A 22,210-nucleotide genomic window follows, 5' to 3' on the forward strand; every position below is an offset into this window, starting at 1 on the left:
ACGCTCCAAGGCGCTCGCCCCAAACTGGCCGACTTTTGCTCCGCCACAATGGCCGAATTTTACTCCGCCGTTGACAAGCATCTTTGTCTCCATGTCTGGATCGAGCAGTTTCAAGCCATTGGCTAACCCGCACCCGGGTCCATATTGAAAGAGCTCGTGCAGCGGCCGCATCCCGGGATGCAGAACGCTCAGTACGCGCGACTTCTTTCGCTCGACAAAACTGGCAGACGCTACGGAACAGCCCCAAAAACTTGGCGGCTTGAACCCAGACGAAACTCGTCGGAACAACTGTCGGTTTTTGACATGATCGTGGTTGTAGAAAACGTAGATGGGATTATTTGGCCCCGCGCGCTTGATCAGAGTTTTCGTCTGACCCTTCTTCAGCACATGTCCATCGTACCGCCCCGGCATCAACTGGTTGGTTCTTCCGAGCCTTCGATCATGCCGCCTATACAGCTTCTTGGCCTGAACCCGGAAACCAATGCGGCACGACCCTTGTTTAAAGAACCAAACCCAGTCTGCACCGGTATCTTTCTCGCGTTCTCGGGTAAATAGTCTAACTCGGAACCCAGCCTTCGGGAGGTCACGTGCCATTTGCAGCAGCAGACATTCAGTTATCGTTTCTTCCTGAAGATTTAACCCTTCTCTGTAGGCGTTGTTCTGTTCTCGCCAAATAACACCCGACAATTCGCGCAGATATTTTTGCATTCCCAAGGCATGTATATTGGGTTTGCCAGGCCAAAACCTCATAGTGCCGCCTCTAATTGATTGCAGGTGGAGGTGGCATGCAAGACGGTGCATCGCCATAACGAGCTGGTCGCACAGTGCTCGCTTTCCTTGGCGCATGCTTTTGGGGGCCATTCGGCGCTGAAAGCGCTCGATTTAGACATCGTCGAGCTCTCCAAGGTCGATATCTTTCCCCGCTTTGATCAGATCGTAAATAAGGTTCGTAAGGATGCCGAGGCCTTGTTTGTCTTCCTTGAGAAGATGCGTGGCCAAAGCGTTGTTCGAACTCATGGCACGCACCACCGCGCCTTGAACCGCGCCGGGAAGGCTTCCTTTCAACGCTTGGTCTTTAGAGTTTTCCTCAACTTGCGCTCTTACGATGCTGTTTTCACGGGTAATCGAAACGATTTGGTTTACGAAGCTTGCTTGGTCTTTGATCGGAGCGGCTTCGCCAAAGATACCGTTCAATCGTTCGATCAGCTCCTGGAGGTAGACAGGAAGCTTACCGGGCGCATTTGAACCGCCCGGTCCAGAGGGCTTCAAGTTTGGATCTGGGTCATCACCGTTGTTGCCCTGGTCATCGTTCTTTTTAATGTCGTATCCCGTCAGAGAAATGCCTCTGAGATCTACGTGCTCGGGAGGAACGCCATTGAGGCGGTTTGCCAGAAGTTTTGTGAAAGCGGCAAAATTCTCCATGCTGGGATCCCCAAGATCCAGCAATTGCGCGATGTATGTGTAGGTCCTGGAAAACCTAGCCAATCCCGACTTGAACTCCAGCATCCGACCGATGCTCTCTTCTACTTGCATCCTTTCATGCTCGGCCTTTTTCGCCGAGGCATCGTCTCCTGCCTCGGTTGCCTTCAGGAATTCAACTTCGCACCGAGCGGCCTCTTCGCGGAGCGCTTTGAGGCGAGCGTTGAACAGGTCGGTCGGTCGTTGGGTGGCAGCAAACATCGCCTTGTGGAGGTCTTCTTCGCCGGTGTCGAAGGTCTTGGCGGTTTCGAAGCGCGCGACCTTGAACGCTTCAATGTCTTCGTCCGAGTAGATGCCCTGTTCGTCAAGCGTATCCTTCATGTCGTAGATGACGTTTGGGTCTTGAACCTCGGTGATTTGCGCGCCGGAATCGTATTTTTTGAAGGCCGCTCGGATCGCTTCCGGGTCGTTTACGAAATCGATGACGAAGGTTTCTTCCTTGCCTGGGAAAGTGCGATTGAGGCGCGATAGCGTTTGAACGATTTCGACTTCATTCGCGATCTTCTTGTCGACATACATAGCAACGAGCTTCGGCTGGTCGAAGCCCGTCTGGAACTTATTGGCGACCAACATCACTCTAAATTCCGGCCTATCAAATGCGATCCGCAGGTCCTTGACCTCGACGCCCGTATTCATGTTGCTTTCAGTGAATTCGGCATCGTCGTCACAAACGAACAGATCGCCTGAAATCTGCGCGTCATCGGAATGCATGACATCCTTGCCGCTGAGCTTTCCCGAGAAAGCGACCAGCGCGCGAACGTCTTTGTACTGGGGGTTCGCAATAACAAAAGCATCGAAGGCCTTCTTGTAGCGGACAGCCGCCGCACGTGAGCTCGTCACAACCATTGCCTTCGCCTTTCCGTCAAGGAGAGGCGAAACGTTGTGCCGGAAGTGCTCCATGATAAACTGCACCTTTTGGGTGACGTTCGTGGGGTGCAGGCTCATCCATTTGGCAAGCGCTCGCTTGGCTGCCTTGCCGTCCACGCGCTTTTTGTCTTCCAGTTCTTTTCCCAGATTGAAGGCGGTCTTGTATGAGACGTAGCCCTTGAGCACGTCGAGGATGAAACCCTCGTCGATGGCCTGACGCATCTCGTATTTATGGAAGGCACGCGGCAGGTTGTCCGGGCCCGCCGGGCGGGACGGGTCCTGCGGTCGTCCGAACAACATCAAGGTCGAGTGTTTCGGTGTCGCAGTGAACGCGAAGTGGGACAGGTTTTTCGGCCGGGCGCGGCTTTTCTGGATTTCGGTCAAAAGCTCTTCGACCGTCATGTTCGCGGTGTCTTTTGCCGATGACAGCGCAAGTGTTGCCTGCAGCTTCGAAGCCGTGCTGCCTGTTTGCGACGTATGCGCCTCATCGATGATCACGGCAAAGCTACGGTCCTTCAGCGATGTCTCTGTCAGGATCGCTTCCATTGCATGCGGGAAGGTTTGCAGCGTCACCACGATAATCGGCACGCCTTTCAGCATGGCTTCCGTCAACTGAGCTGTTTTCGTCTTGGAGCTCGTCTCGCGGTCAATCGCGGCGATCATGCCCTTGCGGTGGTCGATCTGCTGAACTGCGTCTTGCAACTGACCATCCAGCACGGTCCGGTCCGTCACGATGATCACGGTGTCAAAGACTGCCTTGCCATCGTCATGGCGCAGCTTGGTCAGGTCGTGCGCTGTCCAGGCAATTGTCGATGTCTTGCCCGAACCGGCACTATGTTCGCACAGATAGGCATGCCCGGGGCCTTTCTCTTTCACGTCCGCGATCATCTTGTTGACGGCGTCGTGTTGATGAAAGCGCGGGAAGATCAGCGTTTCCTTGACCGACCAATTGCCCTTCAGGTCCACCACATCCTTCTTCTCGACATAGACGAAGCTGTGGAAGATCCGCAGAAAGGCGTCCGGCTGGCAAATCTCCTCCCAGAAATAGGCGACGGGGTATTCGCCGTCGTCACGGGGCGGGTTGCCGCCTTTGCCGTCATGACCACGGTTGAAGGGCAGGAAGTAGGTGTTTTCCCCCGCCAGTTTCGTGGCCATCCAAATCTCGCTATCAGACATCGCGAAATGCACGATGGCTCCGCGCTTGAAGGTGAGCAGCGGGTGTTTGCGCCCGGTGGCCGGGTCTTCGGGCAGGCGGTCTCGCTTGTATTGCTCGCGCGCGCTTTCGGCGGATTGGGTGAAGTCGGTTTTGAGCTCGACCGTGGCGACGGGCAGCCCGTTGATGAAGAGGCCCAGATCGATCGCCAGCTCGCGGCCGGGATGATACTTCAGCTGGGGCACAACACGCAGCCGGTTGGCGGCGTAGCGGGCGATGATCGTTTCGTTGCGCTGATCTTCGGGCGCGGGTTCGGACATGTCGATCTCACCGCACCCAGCAACGGAAAAGCCGCGGCGCAGAACATGGATGGTGCCGTTTTTCGCCAACGCCGCATCAAGTCGCGAAAGCAGCTTGTTGCGGGCGTCATCACCATTCAGGGCGACAAGCTTGTCCCATTTCGGCCCTTGGGTCTCTTGGATCCAGGCCTCCAGATCCTCGGTATAGACGGCGGTGTCCTGGTCAAAGCCCTTGGTGTCGCCAAGCAGCCAGCCCTGTTCCGTCAGCTTTTTGACGATATAGGCCTCTAGGTGTTTTTCGTGGTGCAAATCGCTCATGCTGCGGACCTCACATCAATCTTACCGGTCACCGCCGCCGTAATAAGCGCCGCGCGTTTTTCTTTCAAAAGCGCGATGGAGTGCTCTGTTTTCTCAATCAGCCCCCGAATTCGATCCAGTTCGCGGTCTATCCGGTTCGCAATTGCTTCCTGTTCATCCATTGGTGGCAGGAAAATCGGCAATTCTAAAAATTTCTCTGGTTCCATACGCCATTGATCGGTCCGAATACCGTTGGAAATCAAGCGATAAACCCACGGCATTGGCCGTGCGCGAAGGTAATGGTGCATGTATCGTGGGTTGTGCTCGCCAATAGGCTTCATCACCACATAGTCGGGAGAGGTAATGCCCAAGAAGGGAGAAATCCCCATTGAGCCCTGCCATGCCTTCATCTTGTTGATCGCCAAGTCGTTTGGTTCGACCAACTGATACTTGGACAGGTCCTCTGGCGTCTTGTTGATGTTATCGCTCCGCGAAGCTTTCTCGATGACGCCAAACTCACGATAGACTGACAGAACGGTCAGGTCGTCAAACCCTTGGCGTTTGACCTGCTTGAAGTGGTTCTTCATTCGTGCGCGTTGCCAATGGGCAGGCACAACACCTCGCCATTCGATGCCGCTGTCCTTCGTCGATGCACTGGCATCGATACCCCGCCGGACGAAGTGTGCGATCATCGCTTTTTCTTTGTCATTCAGTACCGAGATGAAGCGCGTCTTTTTCTCGATCAACCCATCAATCCGGCCGGTCTCTTTCCTGAGCATTTCCACAATTTGGCGGCGTTCTTCGGGTGGAGGCAGAAGAACAAGAATGCTCTTGATCGCATCTTGGTCTAGGCCGAAGCGAGTGACGCCCGGTGTGTCGACATAGAGCTGAGCTTTGTTGACGTGAGACATGATCGAGTACTGTAGGAATGCAGCGGTGATCGGGTCAGATGTTCGGATTACTGATAGATGGTAACCGCACACCACTCCCGGCATGTCTTTCGGCACAAGCGCGGGCACGCCTATGTCGGTTGGGTCTTCGGAGTCCTTGGTGATGATGACATCGCCCTCACGAAGTTCGAACTTCTTGATTTCTGCCGGTGTTGCCGTGGCTTGCATAAACTCGAGCTCTGGCTCGATACGTTCATTGTAGTAGACGTCTGTGTAATTGCAGAGCCGGACCGGAACCTGCCCATCATATGACTTCTTGTCGACGTTGCTGTTCGAAACGTTTGCGACGAAACGCAGCCGTGTTTCTGTCCAGCCCTCTGGGGTTGAGTTCACCCACTCATGCGAAGCCGGTTTGTTTTTGCGTGGTGTGCTCATTCCGTCACCTCGGCCAGTACTTCAGCGATGGAGGCCTCGATGGCCTTCAGTTCCGCATCGATCTCGTCCAGATCGCGCGGCGGTACGTATTCATAGAAATAGCGGTTGAAGTTGATCTCATATCCGACAATCCCGATATCACCGTCGGTTTCGTCCACATAGGTCTCGTCGATATAGGCGTCATGGGCGTGGGGCGTCACCTCGGTTTCGAGGTAGTCATGGATATTGGTGCCCATGGGCACGTTCTCATAATCCGTCAGGTCATCGTCGGGGATCAGGTTGCCCTTCTTGTCCTTCACCGGGTCCAGATCTTCATCCCGCACGCCAAAGGCCTTTTGAAACGCCTTGATCAGCGCCGCGTCGGCTTTGCCGAGGGTCGCGTCCTTTTTCGCGGCAGCTTTGGCAAAGCTGTCTATCCAGTGCCAGTCATGGTCGGTGCCAGCATGCTCTGCCAACAGGTCACGCCAGCCTTGCCGCTGAGCATCGGAGCGCTTCTCCCAGGCCTTGTGTTCGGCCAGCGCTTCAAACCCCGCGTCCGACACAACGATCTTGTGACGCAGCGGGCGCAGGACCTTAATGCGACGATAGCCGAAGTCCTGCGCATCGAGGATGAGGCTTTTCTTGGTCGGCTCGAAGTCGGCATAGAGCTGCACGATATCGCGGATTTGATCCTCGCCGATCTTGCGGCGCTTGTTGCCCTCGCTCTTGCGGAGCGGTTCATACATCTCTGTCGCGTCGATCAGTTGAACCTTGCCGCGCCGGTCAGCGGGCTTGCGGTTGGACAGAACCCAGATGTAGGTGCCAATGCCCGTGCGGAAGAAGATCTCGGTCGGCAGGGCGATGATGGCCTCGACCACATCTTGTTCAAGCAGGTGGCGGCGGATTTCCGATTCACCCTGACCGGCGTTGCCGTTGAAGAGGGGAGAGCCCGACAGCACGATCGCCGCGCGCCCACCGCCCTTTGCGGGGTCTTCAAGCTTGCTGAGCAGGTGCAGCAGGAACAGCATGGAGCCATCGCTGACACGCGGCAGTTTGGGACCAAACCGCCCCTCGAATTTCTGGTCGCGGTGCTCGCGCACAACTTCTGCCTGGTCCAACTCCCACTTCTTGCCGAAGGGCGGGTTGGAGACGCAGTAGTGGAATTTCTCATGCCGGAATTTGTCAGCCGACAGAGTGCTGCCAAGCTTGATGTTCTGGGACAGGTCGCGGCCGGGATCGGACTTGAGCGTCTTCAGAAGCATGCTCGCCAGACAAACGGCGTGGGTTTCGGATTCCAGTTCCTGGCCGTAGGGAACAAGGGTCGGGGCGGTGCCATAGCGATCTTGCAACGACTGAACGTGCTCCATGCCGTCAGAGACAAAGCCGCCGGTGCCGATCGTCGGGTCATAGAGCGTGCGGATGATGCCGGGGTTGTCGATGAACATCTGGTCATCCGGTTCGAGCAGTAGCTCAATACCCAAGTGAACGACGTCGCGGGGCGTCATGAAATCCTCGGCCGCTTCATTCACCTCGGCCCCGAACCGGCGGATCAGGTGTTCATAGACGTTGGACATCGTGCGCTCTGGAACCGCGTCGGGATGCAGGTCGATGGCGGCGAAATTCTGGCAGATCTTGTAGAGAACGCCCTTCTTGTCCATCTGGCTGATTGTGTTGATGAAATCGAACTGTTCGAAGATTACGCGGGCATTGCCAGAGAACTTCGCGATGTAGTCTTCAAGGTTCTGTCGGGTGCGGCCGGACCCCAGCGTTTCCAGGCTGTAGCTCGATGTGTTGTAGAACGGGTAGCCGGTGGCCTGACGCAGGATGACATCGACATCGAGCCCATTTTCAACAGCCATCTTGTGCATCTTGGCGGCTTCTTCCCGAGTAGGCTCGAGGACGCATTCAAGGCGGCGGAGAAGCGTGAACGGCAGGATGATCTTACCGAAATCGACGTGTTTGAAGTTGCCCCAAAGATCATCCGCGTTCTTCCAAATGAAGTCCGCGAGCGACGTATGGGTGTTGTTGGCTTTTGCTGTGGTTGATGTCTGTGTGTTCAAGGTTCAGGTCTCGTTCTGATTGGGTGCTGCACGCTTGGCGCGAAAATGAATTGAATTCGTCTGGGTTGAAAGCGGGAGGTCAGGGCTTCTCTAGGTTCAGTTCTCTGCCCGGCCAGGAGCTTGTTCGCTCGGCTTCGATCTCGGCCATGATCGCCTCGATCTGAGCATGCCGCTCTTGCCTCCGCTTGAATGTGAGTTCTGCACGTTCAGCTTCTTCTTCGGAGGGGATTGGAACTCGGAAGGCCTTCAGATCTTTGATAGCGATGGATTGTATCGCTGAACCGCCAGCAAGTGTGCGCAGCGCTTCAACAACCGTTGGATTTGCCAGGTACTCGTAGAGAACCACACCGGAAACTCCCCCGTGTTTTGGGCGCAGGATCATGAAGGATTGACCTGCCGTCCAAAACCCATCTTCGTCACTTGTCGGCGCATCGGCGGGGACGAGGCCTGCCGTGCCGATCGTACCTTTCACGGACAAGATGACATCGCCAGGAAGCAACCGTTGGTTTCGAGCCTTGCGCATTTGCGCACGTTCTAGCGTCGATATTTTGTGCGGTTGTGTCAGGAGGCCGTGCTGGCTCACATCGGCGGGCGATGCTTCGAAGATAGTGAATTCGCCATCTTCTGCTTTGCCCAGACTTAGAGGGCGGATCAGTTCGACCGCATCTTGCAACTCAATCGTGCGCGAGCGCTCCAGAAAGCCTTCCAGCGCGACTGCCGCTGGCGGGAGCAGATACCGGTTGATGCTCAGGATGAAGTCTTTCTCTTTGATCTCCTCGAGTGAGACGTCCTTGGCGAAGGTTTCATCGGTTGCGGTGCTTTCCTCCAAATAGCGGGCCCAGTTCGTACCGGGCAGTATTTCAGGGCGCCCCCTAACTGTCCTTCCTGAGAAGCTTGGATGAGAAAGATCGAGCATTCTGACCTTGGAACCATCCATGTTGGAAGAGGTGAGAACCAAAACATCGGTGTCCATCATTGTGTTTGGGAAAATCATGCCGCCAGGAGCCGCGAGGACGCCTTTCAAGCGACCGGATGCAACGAGCGCTTCGCGCGCAAGGGGCTCAACGCCAACGCCTCGATACATTAGCCCATCTGGCACACAAAGGATGGTTTGGCCGGTCGACTGTGCTAGCGCATCGGCGAGAGCGAGCACATCTTCGGTTAGGCGCTTTTTTCCCTCTTCCGCGTCCAATATCGCAAGTGTGCGTCGCGGAATCTGGCCGGTGTTCATGGGCTTGGATCCGAAAGGAGGAAAGGCCACTTCTGCTTCAAATTTGGTGGTATCTGTACGAGCGAGAGGATCGGCGAATTGGACCTGCAATTTGCACTCCAAGAGAACGGCGAGGCTTTGTGCAAAGTTACAAATGTCCTTATTTTGCGCTACGAAGAGCACTGCCTTGCCTTGCATTGCCAGTAACAGTGCTGTGTGGAGGGAGGCCTCGAACGAGCAGCGTACGGAACTCGCGTTATCGAAAAATTCTGCAAAGCGCTTTGCTGGGGCCTTGGGCAGCCATTGCTCGTGGCGCCCATGATTAGATGCCATCAATTCGTCAATCGCGGTCAGACGTTCCTTCGGCGAAAGGTCAAGAAGTGCCTGAGTGGCTTCATCAAGAACTCTCCCGCCTGCATGCTCACTCGCGGCTTCCAAATCATTTGGGGAGGGCATCGATTTCTCAGGATCCAAGCGAGATGCGCCGTAGAAGGCCACAATACGGGCTGCATGCTGAATGCCAGGAATCTGGCGCACGGCCGAAAGGGCTTGTCTTTGATTGGGTTTGGTCACTTTCAGCCCCTTATTTTTTTGACGCCGGACGTGCGAAACTGCCCGTGTTGTATGTCGTAATCTGACAGTCGCCCGCAACGACGACTGTTATCCCGCCTTTGCACTTGGCCCGCTCAAGGAGCTTCAGCGTTTGGCGAAGTTCGGCCGCGACTTCGTCGCAGTCCTTGCGGCGTAACACGATTTTGTCGCCGTCGAAAACGCCATGCTCCAACGCTAGGTCTACCATCTGCTTGTTGATGCCGCGCTGGTTCATTCTGCAATCCATGTGGTTTGTAACTTGCATCGACTTGCTCCTCTTGATGAGCAAGAGATAGGAGTGCCTGATTAAAAAATCAACCCCTTATTTCATATTTATGTGTAGCTATTCGAGTTCTGCGGATTCGGCCCGTAGTAGTCGTACGCTCACAGAGCATTTGAACCACTTGCTTTGAACTCAAGTATCTCCGGACCAAGAACATGTATTCACTAGTTTTTGTGTTCCAATAAGTGGATTTTGGGACGAAGAAGCATGACAGGGCTTGCGGGTTCGAAGTTTGCTTGGGCCGTTTATCGTCGGCCCAATCTCCCCAACCTAGAAAGCTGTGCCAGCATTCGAGCTCCTGTGCCGGTCCCGTCGCCGGCAGGAGATGCGGTTGCCCCGCCCGCAGTATTGGGTCGGCTTGGCAACGCTTGCACACCAAAGAATTGTCGCGCCCGCAGAGCTGCGTATTCCGTGCCAGTCGCACCACCGATGGCGTACCGGTTGTAGACTTGTTGGCTTCCTGCAAGCCCTCGGGCAAAGGCATAGCTGCCACCGAATCCAGCTGAGAGCGCTGGCATCATGATGTTTCCAGAAATCGCTCGAACCAGGAAGGGCGTTGCTATGATGAACCCCTTTGCCATCAGCACCATCATGAAGAAGGGGATGAGCGCGCCGATGTTGGAGGCGCCTTCCGGGTCGCCCAGCTCGGCAAGTAGGGCGCGCGAGACACCCGTGATCGTTGCGAACACACCGGCAACGACAATCGGGTACATTGCAAAGGAAATCAGCGCCGAAAGCCAGCGCGCGAAATAATCCTTGGTCACTTCAAAAAGGGTCAGGAAGATCATGACCGGAGCAATCCCTATCAGAAGCGCGATCATCAGCCTGGACGCGACGACGATGAACGCCGCCAAGCCACCGAGGATCGAGAGCAGCAAAACCCCAAGGGTGTCCAATAGGGCACCGGCCATCCAGTTCAGTTCAGACCCCGCAGCATTCAAGTAGTCCCCGAGCGCTGCGATCAGGTCATCGAACTCCTCTGCGAAGGTGCCAGACGGGCCGGGTGATCCGCCGCCGACAGAGGCCACAAGCGATCCTGCAATGCTGTCGATCCCATTCAGGATCGCCGCGGAAACGATGTTGAACTGAACCCAGTTGGTTGCAAAGACACCTATCAGCCCGACTTTCACGGCGAGCCAAAAGGCCGTGCGCCCGTCCATGGCGCGATACTGGTAGATCGTGTTGATGAAAACCAGAATGACAACGAGCGTGGTACCGAGTACCAGTATCGCTCCGACTGTTGCGGCGACCGCGCCGAATTGCGTCTCGGCAGCGGTATTCAGATAGCCTTCAGCCGTTTCCACGAAGTAGGTGACGACACTCATAAAGCCCTACCAGTTTCCAGCGGCTTCGCAGATTGGCATGGCTTCGCGCCGAAGCTCGTTTGCCTGCCGTCGGTAATCTGACGTCGCTTCCACGATGTCCCAGTAGTCAGATGCGGCGAAATGCTCGACGAAGACGCCTTCAGCTGCCTTCCATGACGGATACCGCGTAGGACATTCACAGCTTTGGGCTTCAACGATGCGTTGCATGCTCTGAGCCCGATAAATCTGTTGAACCAGAAGCCGTTTGTGGGACTCGCGTACATCGATGTCTTGCATCCACTGTGGCTCGGGAGGCTGGTCTGGGCAGACATCCGGCTGGTTGTCGAGCGTTGGGATCAGATTCCGTTCAGCGACTCCAGCGGTTGCGCAAAGAACGACGAGCAATCCTGCTGCCGCAACGAACCGCATCATTCTGAAGCCGCCTTCGCCGCCACAGATTCTCGCTTCAAGAATGTGGTATAGCCGTAGTCACCGGCTTCAGCTGTAATGACTTCCCACCCCTCCGCGCCGCGCTCATTCAAAGCGCTTCGCATCGCGTCGTAGTCCTTTTGCTTCTTCACCTGGAAAAACAGGATGTCGTATTCAAATGTCTTCATCGGGAAGTTCCAATCTCAGTTGCGCCGGGAAGGTAGAATTCGGTGATGCCGCGGCGGCCATCGTGGCGACCGGCCTGGATGATCACATCGATGGAGTTCTCGATGTACTGGATCATGTCGGCATAGGTCATCGGGATCTCGGTCTTGAGTGCCGCGATCGCGAGACGCTGAACGGCCAATTGCGGGGTTTCGGCATGGAGCGTGGTCATGGAGCCGCCATGACCGGTGTTGATCGCTTCGAGGAAGGTCATGGCCTCCTTGCCGCGCACCTCGCCGAGGATGATCCGGTCGGGGCGCATGCGCAGCGTGGCGGTGAGCAAGACATCGGCGGTTTGGAACTCCGCGTCGCGATTGGCGATGAGGGTCACGGCATTGGGCTGGGTCGGCAGAAGCTCGGCCGCTTCCTCGATGGTGACGATGCGTTCCTCGGATGGCACGTGCGAGAGGATCTTGCGCGCAGCCACGGTCTTGCCGGTGGAGGTGCCGCCAGAGACGATCATGTTAAGCTTGTTGTCGACGCAAAAGGCCAGCGCATCGTCGATCACGCCCGCGGCCACCACTTCGCGCAGTTCGTGGGTTTTCTCGAGGCGGAGTTCTTCGAGTTTGCGCTCCTTGCCAAAAAGGAAATCAAGCGCGATCCCGTCGAGCGGCAGGCTCGAGAAGAACCGCAGGCTGATCGACATCGCCGAGAGCACGGCAGGTGGGGTGATGACTTGAGCCCGGATCGGTCGCGCTTTGTAGATGATCGAGACCGAGACGATGGGACGGTCCTTGCTCATCGTTGTGTTGGCGGAAGAGGCGATCTGGTTGCCGAGGTCCTTCACTTCTGTTGCGGTCAACGCCTGGTCCAGTTTTCGCATGAAGTGATCGCCCTGGAATTCTCCCCAGCAGGTGCCGTCAGGATTGATGCAGATCTCGATGACATCGTCGCGAGCGGCGGCGTCTATCCGATCAAGCGAGGTCTGGAGATAGCTCAGCGACATGGGTTCAGAATATCTCCAGATCGCGGTCGACCATCACCGTGACGCGGGCGCCCTGGTCGACATAGATGACGGGTCCGATGGAGAGGTAGTCGCCAATCACGCTGTCCGTGGCATCGGCCAGATCATCGCCCACGTCTTCCAGCACATCCGCGGCGGTTTCGTCTTGCACGTTTGCTGCAGCGGCGTTTGGGGCTGCGGATATCAACGAAATCAACGCCGCTGACCCGAAGCGCTCATCAAAACGGGTGTCGACAAAACCGGTGACGCCGGAGCGGCCAAGTTCATCACCTCCGAAGGAACTGATCTGGATGGTTTGGTTGTCAGGCAAGATGATCCGGTCCCAGGCGATCGTGACCCGGCGCTGCGCGATATCTACGCCGGAGCGATAACGCCCGATGAGACGGGACCCGCGCGGGATCAGGAGGCGGGAGCCATCGAAACTGAACACGTCTTCGGAAACAACAGCACGCGTCTGGCCGGGCAGGGAGCTATCGAGGGCGGTTTCCATGACGGCCTGGATCATCGTGCCCTGGATGATCGTGTTGGAGGGATTGGCGATGACTTCGGCCTGCGTCACCGACGTGGGCAGCGCGCCGTTCAACACGAAATCCGTCACCTCGCCGAAGGTGCGCTCGGTCAGCGCGGTTTCAATCGCACCGGACGTGCCGCCAAAGGCGATGGTGGGCGAGGTAATGCGGCGGTCCTGAAACGCCCGTTCCTCGGCCGCGCGGCGCTCGAGTTCCGCGAGACGTCTTGCTTCCTCCTCGCGCCGCAGCCGCTCTTCTTCCCGCGCCCGCAACTCGTCCTCGGTGGGCCCAATGGGTGCGGGCAGCGGTCGGTTGGCCTCGAGCTGCGCGAGTTCGAGGTCCATGCGGAGTTGCTCCAGTTCCCGATCACGGGCAGTGAGTTCATCCCGGAACTGCTGTTGCGCGGCTTCCGACGCGGACTGCAGGGCGGCGATCTGCGCTGTCAGCGCATCGATCGCTTCGGCTGCAGCGGTATCTTCTTCCACCACCGGCTCGGGCGCATTGCGCAATTCTTCGATCTGGGCCTGAAGGGCTGCGAGCTGCGCCAGAAGCTCGGCGTTTGGTTCGACAGGTTCAGGTGCTGCCAGCACCACCTCTGGCTCAGGCGGGGGCAGGGTTTCGATGGCGCCGAAGCCGTCGCCTTCGTTCTGGAACACGTCCGGCGTGGCCGTGGGAAGGGCTTCCTCTTCCTCGGGTTGGGACACGAGATAGAGCAATGCACCGCCCGCGCCGATCACGAGGACAACGACCAAAGCGAGCAGTGGTGAGCGCCGTGGGGCAGGGGTTGAACCAGCGCCCTTGCCTTGTTCTAGAGCAGCGAGGCGTTTCTCGAGGTCTGCGTTTTCGGTATCGCTCATGAACCTACCCCCGCAGGTGGTGTGGCCTCGATGCAGACCACCTCCTCCCCGATCCGCAGCACCCATTGCCGGTTCACGCCTGAAACCCGGATCACGCCGTCCTCGGTGGCTTGCGTGTTGACTGTGCGCTCACGGCCATTGGCGTAGCGGAAGATTGCAGGCACCGGCGCGTTCCGCGGGAATTCGAAATACGTAAACGTCCCGTCATCCCAGACGCGGGTCGGGGTGAACTCGGTGCGCGCGCTGGCGCCGTAATTGTAATTCGGCGCTTGGGCCGCGATGGCACGTGTGGGCCGTGCATTGTCGTCCGGATAGCGGAACTGCACCACGTAGAAGGTCGGGCTGCGGGTCTCCTGGACGTTGAAGTAATAGCTGCGGCGGTTGGTATAGACGGTCACATTGGTATGGACGCCACGCGCGACGGGCTTGATCGCGAAGGCCTGACCGCCGGGCACGCCGTCAATCTCGAAGCCCTCCGTGTCGCCTGCGATGATCGAGCGGATGCTTTCGCCCTCACCAAATTCGACCGTGGTCACGTGGGTCAGCGACACGCTGAGGCGGTAGACCTGGCCCTCCCGATAGGTGGCCAGCCGAACCCGATTGTCATTGGGGCCGCTGCGCGGGATGGCTTCGGCAGAGGCAAGGCCGGGCAACAGCACAAGCACAATTGTTACGAGGGCCTTCTTAAGCAAACTAATTCTCCAATCTGTCGGAGCGGATGGAATATTCGAGGACCGTGAAGCCGAAGGGGTTGGTCCAGACCTCATCGATGGAGCGGCGGGTCTCGGGGCGGAACTCGAAGAGAAGCGTGGCGGTGAAAAGCCCGGTTTGGACGCCATTGATGGAGGTCAGGCGCTTGCGCAGGCGGACCGTGGCGCGGTTGGTTCCGATCCGGTTGATGCTGAGGATTTCGACATCAAGCCGGGCATTGGGGCCATAGACCGTCGGCGGGTAGTTCTCATTGGCGCTGTTCCAGATCTGGCGCAGCCCGCTCTCGGCAGCTCCCTCCGAGCGGCGCAGAACACTTCGGATGCGCAGATCGTTGTCCAGCTGGTTGTAGACCTCGCGGTCGGTCACATAGCGGAAGACTTCCGCCTCGATGATCGCCTGGTTGGCGGTCACCGAGGAGGCGCCCACCGAGGCTTCGGGGAGTGCAAAGCCGGTGGCGGGATCATAGGGGACTACGACGGGCGGGGGGTCGACATCGAGGATTGCGACTGCGGCAGCGCTCAGGCATCCGAGAATGCCAAAGATGAGGGCGATCAGGCCAAGGCGTTGCCAGAGCCGTTCGCGGCGCAGGGCACCATAGACCAGTTCTTCCTCGATGATTTCTTGTTCACTCGCCACCATTCATGCCCTACGATTACTCGGCCCGAAGGTCCGGCAAGGTGAAATCCATGAAGCGCTGCTCCTCGGCGATGGTGGCCGCATCGATAACGCCGCCGGTACCGTCACCCACGGTCTGCACGGCTTCGAGCTGCCACATGGCGACGAGCGCGATGGCCAGTTCCGCTGTTACGCGCGTGTTGAGATCGACGCTTTCCTTCAGTTCATCCATGTCATCGATGAGCCCAACAAGCCGGTCGACACGTTCCAGCGATTGCCCGGCGTCCTCATAGCTGTTCTGGGCGGCGGCCGAGACGAGCGCACCGGTCGTGGCCTGTGTTGCCACGCGGTTGGCCCCGGGATTGCCGCTCGTGGCCATTTCCGAGAGGGTATCGTCGTCAAAGCCGAGATCGGCCAAGACGCGGTCCATCTGGGTTTCGATCTCGCCCGCACCGGAGCCGGACAGGCCGGAGAAATCCCCCGTCTTGATCGCCTCGATCGTCGCAAGGATGTCCCCGAATTCCTGATCGAGCAGGCCGTTCAGCTCGTCTTCCATCTCGGTGCGGATGATTTCTGGAAGCTCGGCAAGGCGGGTCAGGGCCTCGTAGGTTCTTTGCAGCTCCGCGAGTTGGTCCGTGAGTGTCGCAAGCTGTTCACGGAGCTGCGTCAGCTGCTCGTTCTGCAGGATCTCGTCTTCGATCATCTGCCGGAGCTGCTGGATATTTTGCGCGATGTTCTGGGTGTCGACGACGGGCACGCCCTGCGCCGCGGCAGGGGAGAGGGCTCCCAGATGCAGGCCAATCCCAAGTGTCGTGGCCAAAGCCGTTCTCAGAAACATCCGTCCCATCAGTCTATCTCCCTGATCGTAAGATCCATGAATGCGCCCTCGGCCATGCGGGCGCTGGCCTGGGCCAGTTCCTCGGTGGAGAGGACGCGGGTCCGCGCTGCCTGAAGTCGAATACGCGCGGCGACGAGACGCACGAGTTCGGCGCGGGCATAGGTGTTGAGCGCGATGCTTTCCTGCACGTCTTCCGTCTCGGAAATCCGCTCGACGATGTCTTGGATACGCAGGGCGGCCTGTCGGATCGCGGCGGGCGAGTTGCTGCCATAGAAGGCCGCGCCGTGCCCGGTGATCGAGAGGTTCGCATTGGCGAGAAGCGCCGGATCGATCGTGCCGAGCGCTTCGATCCCACCGATGCGGCTCAGGTAGAGATTGTAGCGTTCAGGAATGACCTGGACGTAGTGCTGGGTCTCGGCAAAGGGCGGGACACCGCCATATTCAAAGACCCGGCCGGGGCCGGCATTATAGGCCGCGAGGGCGTTGATGATATTGCCATCGAAGGTGTTGAGTTGGGTGGCGAGATAGCGCGCGCCGCCATGCACCTGCAGGTAGGGGCTGTCGTAGTATTCCGGGTTGATACCAAGATCGCTGGCTGTGCCCGGCATGATCTGGGTGAGGCCAAAGGCGCCGACGGGTGAGCGGGCGCCAATCGTGAACCGGCTTTCCTGCCAGATGAGCGCCTGAAGAAGCGCGCGCCATTGAACCGGGGAGAGGCCGACGCGGCCCACACCGGCAAACCCGCTGGTTTCCTGGGCGACGCGGATGATGAGCTGCTCGATGTTTTCTGCCGCATCCCCGAACATCTGTGCGCCGCCGGGATTGGGGTCGATGTCGGCATTGCCGTAGACCGCTTCGACGGAACGGGCTGGATCGCCGCTTCCGTTTTCCAGCCCTGAAATCATCGCGGGCAGGCCCTGACCGCCGAAACTTGTCTGGGCATCAAGGATGCGCTGCAGGGTTGCGAGTTGCTCCTGTTCGATCTCGGCAATGAGTTTGCGCACGGACAGCTTGTCCGCCTGAATGGCCAAGTCAGCCTCGCGGTCCCCGGTCTCGACGATATCGCGCGCGGTCAGCCCACTGTCATTGGTCGGCACACCTTGGGACAGGGCGAGGCCGGGCAGCAGGCAAAGGGCCAGGATATGAGGCAGCCTAGACTTCAATGTCGCCCTCCGGCGCATCTAAAGGCGTGAAGGTGCAATCAGGCGCCACCGGTGCTGTCGAAGCCAGGAAGGTAAAGCAATTGGCCTGCGGCTCCTGGTACTGGGCGCAGGAGGCCAGCGCACCAAGCGCCGCCAGGGCTGGAAGAATACGGATCATGAAAGCCTCCAGAAGTCCGGGCGGTCGCGGTAATCGGCACCGACCAAAGCCTCGCCTTTCTCCATGCCGCCGAGGATGGTGAGATTGAGCCCAAGGGCGCTGAGATCGGCATCGACGACGATGGAGCCCTGGTCGTCACGGATGAGGGCGAGGCGGCTGTCGCTGCCGGTGTTGAGAAGCACATCGAGTTCCTTCTCATAGAGGTTCAGCATCGCGTAATCCGCTGCATTGGCGCGGATGTTCGGAAGCAGGATTTGTGTGGGCACCGCTTCGACGATGGTCTTGCCGGTTCGGGTGCGCTCGAGCTGGCTGGCATATTGCGTCATCATCACCGCGACGGTGTTCTGTTTGCGCGCGGTCACCAGCCAGTTCGACAGCCGTTCGGCGAAATACGCGTTATCGAGCGCCTTCCAGGCCTCGTCGATGACGATGATGGTGGGGCGGCGGTCCTCGATCTCGCGCTCGACCCGGCGGAAGAGATAGGAGAGGACGGCCATGCGCTCCTTCTCGGCCTCGCTGTCGAGAATGCCGGTGAGATCGAAGCCCACCATATCGCCTTCCAGAGAGAAGGTGTCTTCAAGCGTCTGTCCGAATATCCAGCCGTAGCGGCCCTCTTCGGTCCATTCGAGCAGGCGCTGATGCAGATCGCCGCCATCATCAGTGGAGACGAAGAGCGATGCGAATTCCCGCCAGTTCCGCAAGGCCGGGTTCGTGGCTTGCGCGTTCTGGCGCACGACTTCCTGGATGCGGTTGGTCTGGGCCGGCGTCAGCGGCTTGTCTGCGCGATAGAGCAGGGTGGCGAGCCAGTCTGAAAGCCAGGCGGTGCCGCGCGCGTCGACCTCAGTCCAGAGCGGGTTTAGGCCGGTGGGTTGTCCGGCTTTCAAAGACGCGTAGCGCCCGCCATTGGCGCGGACCGCCATCTCCATACCGAGACGGTAGTCGAAGACGAAGATCCGCGCCCCCGCCCTGCGGGCTTGCGTCATGAGGAATGCGGAAAGCACCGATTTGCCCGAGCCGGGCCGCCCCATGATGAGCGTATGCCCACTGGTGGGTTCTTTGTCCGGGCTACCTTGCTCGTGATAGGAAAACCGGTAGGCGCTCTGTTCGGGGGTCGGCAGATAGGTGATGACCCGGCCCCAGGGGGTCTTCCCAGGAGGCTTGCCAAGCTGGGTCCGATGAAACGCCGCGAAATCCGCGAAGTTGCGATTGGTGATCGCACTGGCGCGCACGCGCTTGGGCTGATTTCCGGGATGTTGGCTGAGGTAGTGCGCCTTGGCGGCAACCCTCTCGCCGATCATCTTCACGCCTTCGGCGGCGGCGGCATTCACGATCTCGGCGCTCAGCGTCTGCAATTCGTCCAGCGTATCGGAGAAGATCGTCACCACCATGTGGTGCTCGCCGAAGCTCTGGCGCTTGGCCTCGAGATCATCGGCAGCAATGTCGAGCGCTTCCATGAGCGACAGGGCCGCGTCCTGCGAAGCCTGCATCTGGCGCTTTTGCCGTTTGATGCGACCCGCCATGAGGTTCGAATTGATCGGCGTGAAGGAGTGCGTGACGATCATGTCGACAGGCAGGTTCAGCATGTCGAACATGGTGCAGGAGGTGGCTTCGGAATATTCCCCGATGGTGAAACTCTTGCCGTAGCGATGTCCCACGACGCCTTCGGAGAGCTCGAAGTGATCTCCGTGAAACGTCACCCGGGTATTGGCGACGTTGAAGGACAAAAAGCCGTAGGTGTTGGCCGGGTAGAGCGGCAGTTCCTGGCCGGTGTTGAGTGCCCCCAGAAACCCGACCAACCCGCCGGACTTGGAAGTCAGTACGCGCGGGTTCAGCTCCGTCAGGCCCGACAGGAAGACATTCACGGCCTCGCCCAATCGGCGAAGGCGCTTCTCGGTCGCTTCCTTGAGGCGATCCGGCGCGCTGCGGTTCAGGAACGGCAGGACGCTTTTCGGAGGCGGGCGATGGATCACCGTGAGGGTGAGCGTCTTGTCGCGCAGCCCGCTGGTCTCGAGCTTCTTGCGCCAGAGCCGGTCGACTTTTCCCGCGAAACTGTCCTCGCGCAGGGGCTCGAGGTCCGGCGTGATCGCCTTCGAGACCTTATGGACGTAATAGCTGAACTCCGGCCCCAATTGCGCAATGATCCGGGCGAAGAGCGCGGTCACCTTGTCGAGATAGGCGTCATCCGTCGTGTAGCTGTTGACCCCGTCGAGCCGGATGCACTGGAAAAGCTCGTTCACGCGCGTGCGCACGGTGCGGTCATCGACCAGGCTGACGTAAGGCAGCATATGCGCGAGGCGGGTTTCGCGCCCATACCAGTCCGGCGTCATCGTGCGGGTATCGAGGGCGGCTTCACGGGGCATAACTGTCCCCGCCATGGATGGAACGGTTTCGCGTTGGCGGCGTCTCCTGCAGGGCCGTCATCATTACGTCGATGAAGCGCGGATCCCAGTCCGCGGCCTTCCAAAGCACGGGGTAGAGCAGGACGGCCACGCCCAGCACCGCGATGTGCTGGACCCAGACGAAGAGCAGCACCGAGCCGAAGAGCCAGACCATCGCGTACATGATCGGCAGGCCCAGGAGCTTGGGTGGCCGCACGAGACCCAGAAAGAGAGGCGAGCGCTCAGCCACCGGCAAAGACCGCGGCAACGATAGTGGGAGCGGCGGCGACACCTGCGATGCCGACGAGAACCCAAAGGGCCTGTCGCAGATCGATGATGTTGAAGAACCAGCTGAGGAACACGCCCAGAACGGCGAGTGTGGCGATCACGACGCCGAGCGGGCCGGTCAGCGCATCAACGATGCCCTGCAACAGGCTCTGAATCGGGGAGAGATCAATGCTTTGCGCAAGGGCGGGTTCGGCAATCAGCAGGAATAGCGCCAGCGAGGCGACAAAAAGCGTTGAAATCTGTTTCATGAATTTGATCCTTCCAATCGGGCCACGACGGCCATGACACGGGCCACGTGGGTCTGGGTTTCTCTGTAGGGGGGAATGCCGCCGTACTGGCGGACCGCATCCGGTCCGGCGTTGTAGGCTGCGAGGGCAAGACGTGGATCGCCAAACGTCGCCAGCATCATCGCAAGGTAGCGGGCGGAGCCGTCGAGGTTCTGCAGCGGATCACGCGGGTCGACGCCGAGATCGCGCGCGGTTGCCGGCATCAATTGACCAAGGCCAATGGCGCCTGCACTCGAGACCGCATCCTGCCGGTAGGCGCTCTCGACTTCGATATTGGCGCGGTAGAGGGTCAGCCAATCTCGAACCGAGAGATCCGTGCGGCGCAGCCCGGGATGCCCGGCGTAGCGAAGCGCGGTGGCCTCGATGGCCGAGAGAACATCGGCGCGGGGCAGGGGCGCAGGCCGCGCTAACGATGCCATCTGGATTTCGTCTGGCCCAAGGTCAGTCTCACCGATGATTGCCAGCTCATCAGCAGCAGACCCCTGACCGATGCCATCATTGTAGTTGCGGGCAAAGCTGTTCTGGGAGCGAGACGGGGTCAGAGAGCCATCGCTCTCCATGACCAGAACCATTTGCGCTGAGGCGGGACCCGTGAGATACCAAAAAAGAAGAAGGCTACTTGCTGCCGCCCTTGTCGGTTGCAGCCAGCTTGTGCGTTGTCCGTTGGCCTTCCTCGAGCGGCACATCGGCATGGGAGAAACCGATCCCAATAAGGAAGGACACCACGCCCGTGATGGTTTTGAACTCGCGGATTTTGATGTCGTTATAGGTCGTGCGGGTACGGGCCGTGACCAGCAGCTTCTCCACGCCTTCGTCAGAGACGACGCGCATGATCCAGACCCCATAGTAGCTGGGGCCCTTCTTGTGTGCCGATTCCTGGCACAGGATTTCAGCGCTATAGCCGCTTTCCACGAGTTCGCGGAAACGTGCTTCCGTAACCACATTTGGTGCTTCGATGTCCCAGTTCATGGCCCGGCTCACGCTTTCTTCAAACGCGCAACGCCCGGGCATTCCCACTTGAAGCCCAGAGTTACGATAGTATATTATTAGCCGCAAGATATAATGCGGCAGATACGGCTGTATCTCGGTTACTCAAACTCTAGGCACGGCCATTGGCGTCTATCAAGGAAAATAGGGGTTTCAGAAACCTGCGGTTGAGCCGATGGCTGACGATGCAGGCTACGGCCTTGCTTTTGCTCGTTCCGGTCGCAAGCGAGGCGGGATCCTGTCTTGCCCCGGTCCGGCCTTTCGTCCCAAGCGATTCGCAAGCGGCCAGAGACTATGCAGACATCATCCGCCAAGACTTCGAGGCCTACATCTCGGGCATTCAAGACTACTTCCGATGCCTCGAGCAGGAGCGTGCGCGCGCTTTCGAGGAAGCGCGCGAAGTCAGCCAAGACTACGGTCGGTTTCTGGAACTGGTGGGGGATTGATGGGCGATTGGGTGTGCATCAGACTTGCAGCCCATGGAAACCAGACGCCGATAACACCCTCAAATATCTACTTTTTAGATAACAGATTTCATCCGCTAGCGACGTCACAAAAGGTATGTGACGCGTGGCAAAGACAATCAGAAGCAAGGGACAAGTGGCACTCTGTCAGGCGTTGGTCGACGCCCGTGTCAAAGCGGGCCTTGGTCAGAAAGACCTGGCAGACAGGCTCAGATGCCACCAGTCCCTTATTGCCCGCCTTGAGAGCGGCCAGCGCCGGGTCGACGTTGTCGAGCTGGTCGTCTTGGCGCGCGCCATCGGCTTTGACCCGTTCGAGGTTCTGGCGATCGTTGAAGCCGCCACGGAGCCCGACCACAGGATTTGAAGCCAATGAATTGTTGAGAACACGGGAACCCACTTTCCCGGTCTGATGATTGTGAACGGCGGAGCAATACTCGGCCACGGTAGCGACGGCATAGTGTTGTCGCGGGCGGCGTAAAAGTCGTCCACTT

Annotated in this window: 23 protein-coding genes; 2 read left to right on the forward strand and 21 right to left on the reverse strand. The window is 58.7% G+C overall.

All coding sequences use genetic code 11. The features are described 5' to 3' along the window. The 21 genes from PXK01_RS20965 to PXK01_RS21065 form a co-directional block, all read right to left on the reverse strand. On the reverse strand, positions 1-708 hold a 708-nt coding region (locus tag PXK01_RS20965), incomplete at its 3' end, for a DUF6615 family protein (RefSeq protein ID WP_274861598.1). Between the two features lie 174 nt (positions 709-882). Continuing rightward, complete coding sequence (locus tag PXK01_RS20970; RefSeq protein WP_274861599.1) at positions 883-4,116, reverse strand: type I restriction endonuclease subunit R; 3,234 nt, start codon at positions 4,114-4,116, stop codon at positions 883-885. Next, positions 4,113-5,420 (reverse strand): restriction endonuclease subunit S, encoded by a 1,308-nt coding sequence (locus PXK01_RS20975; protein WP_274861600.1) that lies wholly within the window; start codon positions 5,418-5,420, stop codon positions 4,113-4,115. Before PXK01_RS20975 ends, PXK01_RS20970 begins: the two co-directional genes overlap by 4 nt. Beyond that, positions 5,417-7,459, reverse strand: coding sequence for a type I restriction-modification system subunit M (locus tag PXK01_RS20980; RefSeq protein ID WP_274861602.1), 2,043 nt, complete (start codon positions 7,457-7,459; stop codon positions 5,417-5,419). The genes PXK01_RS20975 and PXK01_RS20980 overlap by 4 nt, the downstream gene beginning before the upstream one ends. 79 nt (positions 7,460-7,538) lie before the next feature. Next, on the reverse strand, positions 7,539-9,242 hold the full coding sequence (locus PXK01_RS20985) for an N-6 DNA methylase (protein WP_274861603.1): 1,704 nt from the start codon (positions 9,240-9,242) through the stop codon (positions 7,539-7,541). 10 nt (positions 9,243-9,252) lie between these two features. Further along, positions 9,253-9,495, reverse strand: a complete 243-nt coding sequence (locus tag PXK01_RS20990; protein ID WP_274861604.1) for a hypothetical protein — start codon at positions 9,493-9,495, stop codon at positions 9,253-9,255. A gap of 293 nt (positions 9,496-9,788) precedes the next feature. Then, entirely contained in the window at positions 9,789-10,868 is a 1,080-nt protein-coding gene (locus PXK01_RS20995; protein WP_274861605.1) for a type IV secretion system protein, read from the reverse strand. A gap of 6 nt (positions 10,869-10,874) precedes the next feature. Continuing rightward, entirely contained in the window at positions 10,875-11,279 is a 405-nt protein-coding gene (locus PXK01_RS21000; protein ID WP_027246648.1) for a hypothetical protein, read from the reverse strand. Next, positions 11,276-11,464, reverse strand: coding sequence for a hypothetical protein (locus PXK01_RS21005; protein WP_027246647.1), 189 nt, complete (start codon positions 11,462-11,464; stop codon positions 11,276-11,278). The genes PXK01_RS21000 and PXK01_RS21005 overlap by 4 nt, the downstream gene beginning before the upstream one ends. Continuing rightward, positions 11,461-12,447 (reverse strand): ATPase, T2SS/T4P/T4SS family, encoded by a 987-nt coding sequence (locus PXK01_RS21010; protein ID WP_274861608.1) that lies wholly within the window; start codon positions 12,445-12,447, stop codon positions 11,461-11,463. Before PXK01_RS21010 ends, PXK01_RS21005 begins: the two co-directional genes overlap by 4 nt. A 4-nt stretch (positions 12,448-12,451) precedes the next feature. Beyond that, entirely contained in the window at positions 12,452-13,831 is a 1,380-nt protein-coding gene (locus PXK01_RS21015) for a TrbI/VirB10 family protein (protein WP_274861609.1), read from the reverse strand. Then, positions 13,828-14,523 carry a TrbG/VirB9 family P-type conjugative transfer protein gene (locus tag PXK01_RS21020; protein WP_274861610.1) on the reverse strand — a complete coding sequence of 232 codons (696 nt, stop codon included), beginning with the start codon at positions 14,521-14,523 and terminating at the stop codon, positions 13,828-13,830. Before PXK01_RS21020 ends, PXK01_RS21015 begins: the two co-directional genes overlap by 4 nt. Before the next feature lies 1 nt (position 14,524). Next, on the reverse strand, positions 14,525-15,181 hold the full coding sequence (locus tag PXK01_RS21025) for a virB8 family protein (RefSeq protein WP_274861611.1): 657 nt from the start codon (positions 15,179-15,181) through the stop codon (positions 14,525-14,527). Between the two features lie 13 nt (positions 15,182-15,194). Then, positions 15,195-16,004: a type IV secretion system protein gene (locus PXK01_RS21030; RefSeq protein WP_274861613.1), complete on the reverse strand. Its 810-nt coding sequence runs from the start codon at positions 16,002-16,004 to the stop codon at positions 15,195-15,197. Beyond that, on the reverse strand, positions 16,004-17,092 hold the full coding sequence (locus tag PXK01_RS21035) for a lytic transglycosylase domain-containing protein (RefSeq protein WP_274861620.1): 1,089 nt from the start codon (positions 17,090-17,092) through the stop codon (positions 16,004-16,006). Before PXK01_RS21035 ends, PXK01_RS21030 begins: the two co-directional genes overlap by 1 nt. A 55-nt stretch (positions 17,093-17,147) precedes the next feature. Beyond that, positions 17,148-17,315 (reverse strand): hypothetical protein, encoded by a 168-nt coding sequence (locus tag PXK01_RS21040; protein ID WP_274861615.1) that lies wholly within the window; start codon positions 17,313-17,315, stop codon positions 17,148-17,150. Next, positions 17,312-19,675, reverse strand: coding sequence for a VirB4 family type IV secretion/conjugal transfer ATPase (locus PXK01_RS21045; RefSeq protein ID WP_274861616.1), 2,364 nt, complete (start codon positions 19,673-19,675; stop codon positions 17,312-17,314). The genes PXK01_RS21040 and PXK01_RS21045 overlap by 4 nt, the downstream gene beginning before the upstream one ends. Continuing rightward, positions 19,665-19,943: a type IV secretion system protein VirB3 gene (locus PXK01_RS21050; RefSeq protein WP_274861617.1), complete on the reverse strand. Its 279-nt coding sequence runs from the start codon at positions 19,941-19,943 to the stop codon at positions 19,665-19,667. Before PXK01_RS21050 ends, PXK01_RS21045 begins: the two co-directional genes overlap by 11 nt. Then, positions 19,936-20,229: a TrbC/VirB2 family protein gene (locus tag PXK01_RS21055; protein WP_097374428.1), complete on the reverse strand. Its 294-nt coding sequence runs from the start codon at positions 20,227-20,229 to the stop codon at positions 19,936-19,938. Before PXK01_RS21055 ends, PXK01_RS21050 begins: the two co-directional genes overlap by 8 nt. Beyond that, complete coding sequence (locus PXK01_RS21060) at positions 20,226-20,840, reverse strand: lytic transglycosylase domain-containing protein (protein ID WP_274861618.1); 615 nt, start codon at positions 20,838-20,840, stop codon at positions 20,226-20,228. Before PXK01_RS21060 ends, PXK01_RS21055 begins: the two co-directional genes overlap by 4 nt. 43 nt (positions 20,841-20,883) lie before the next feature. Next, a complete protein-coding gene (locus tag PXK01_RS21065) occupies positions 20,884-21,237 on the reverse strand; it encodes a hypothetical protein (RefSeq protein ID WP_012187165.1) in 354 nt (117 codons plus the stop codon). Between the two features lie 203 nt (positions 21,238-21,440). Between PXK01_RS21065 and PXK01_RS21070 the strand changes: the two genes are divergently transcribed. Beyond that, a complete protein-coding gene (locus PXK01_RS21070; RefSeq protein ID WP_274861621.1) occupies positions 21,441-21,701 on the forward strand; it encodes a hypothetical protein in 261 nt (86 codons plus the stop codon). A 124-nt stretch (positions 21,702-21,825) separates the two neighbouring features. Continuing rightward, the gene (locus tag PXK01_RS21075) at positions 21,826-22,083 is read left to right on the forward strand and encodes a helix-turn-helix domain-containing protein (RefSeq protein WP_017470289.1); all 258 of its coding nucleotides are present in this window, start codon (positions 21,826-21,828) and stop codon (positions 22,081-22,083) included. Positions 22,084-22,210 lie beyond the last annotated feature (127 nt).

Source organism: Phaeobacter sp. PT47_59 (genome assembly GCF_028890025.1).
GTDB lineage: Bacteria > Pseudomonadota > Alphaproteobacteria > Rhodobacterales > Rhodobacteraceae > Phycobacter.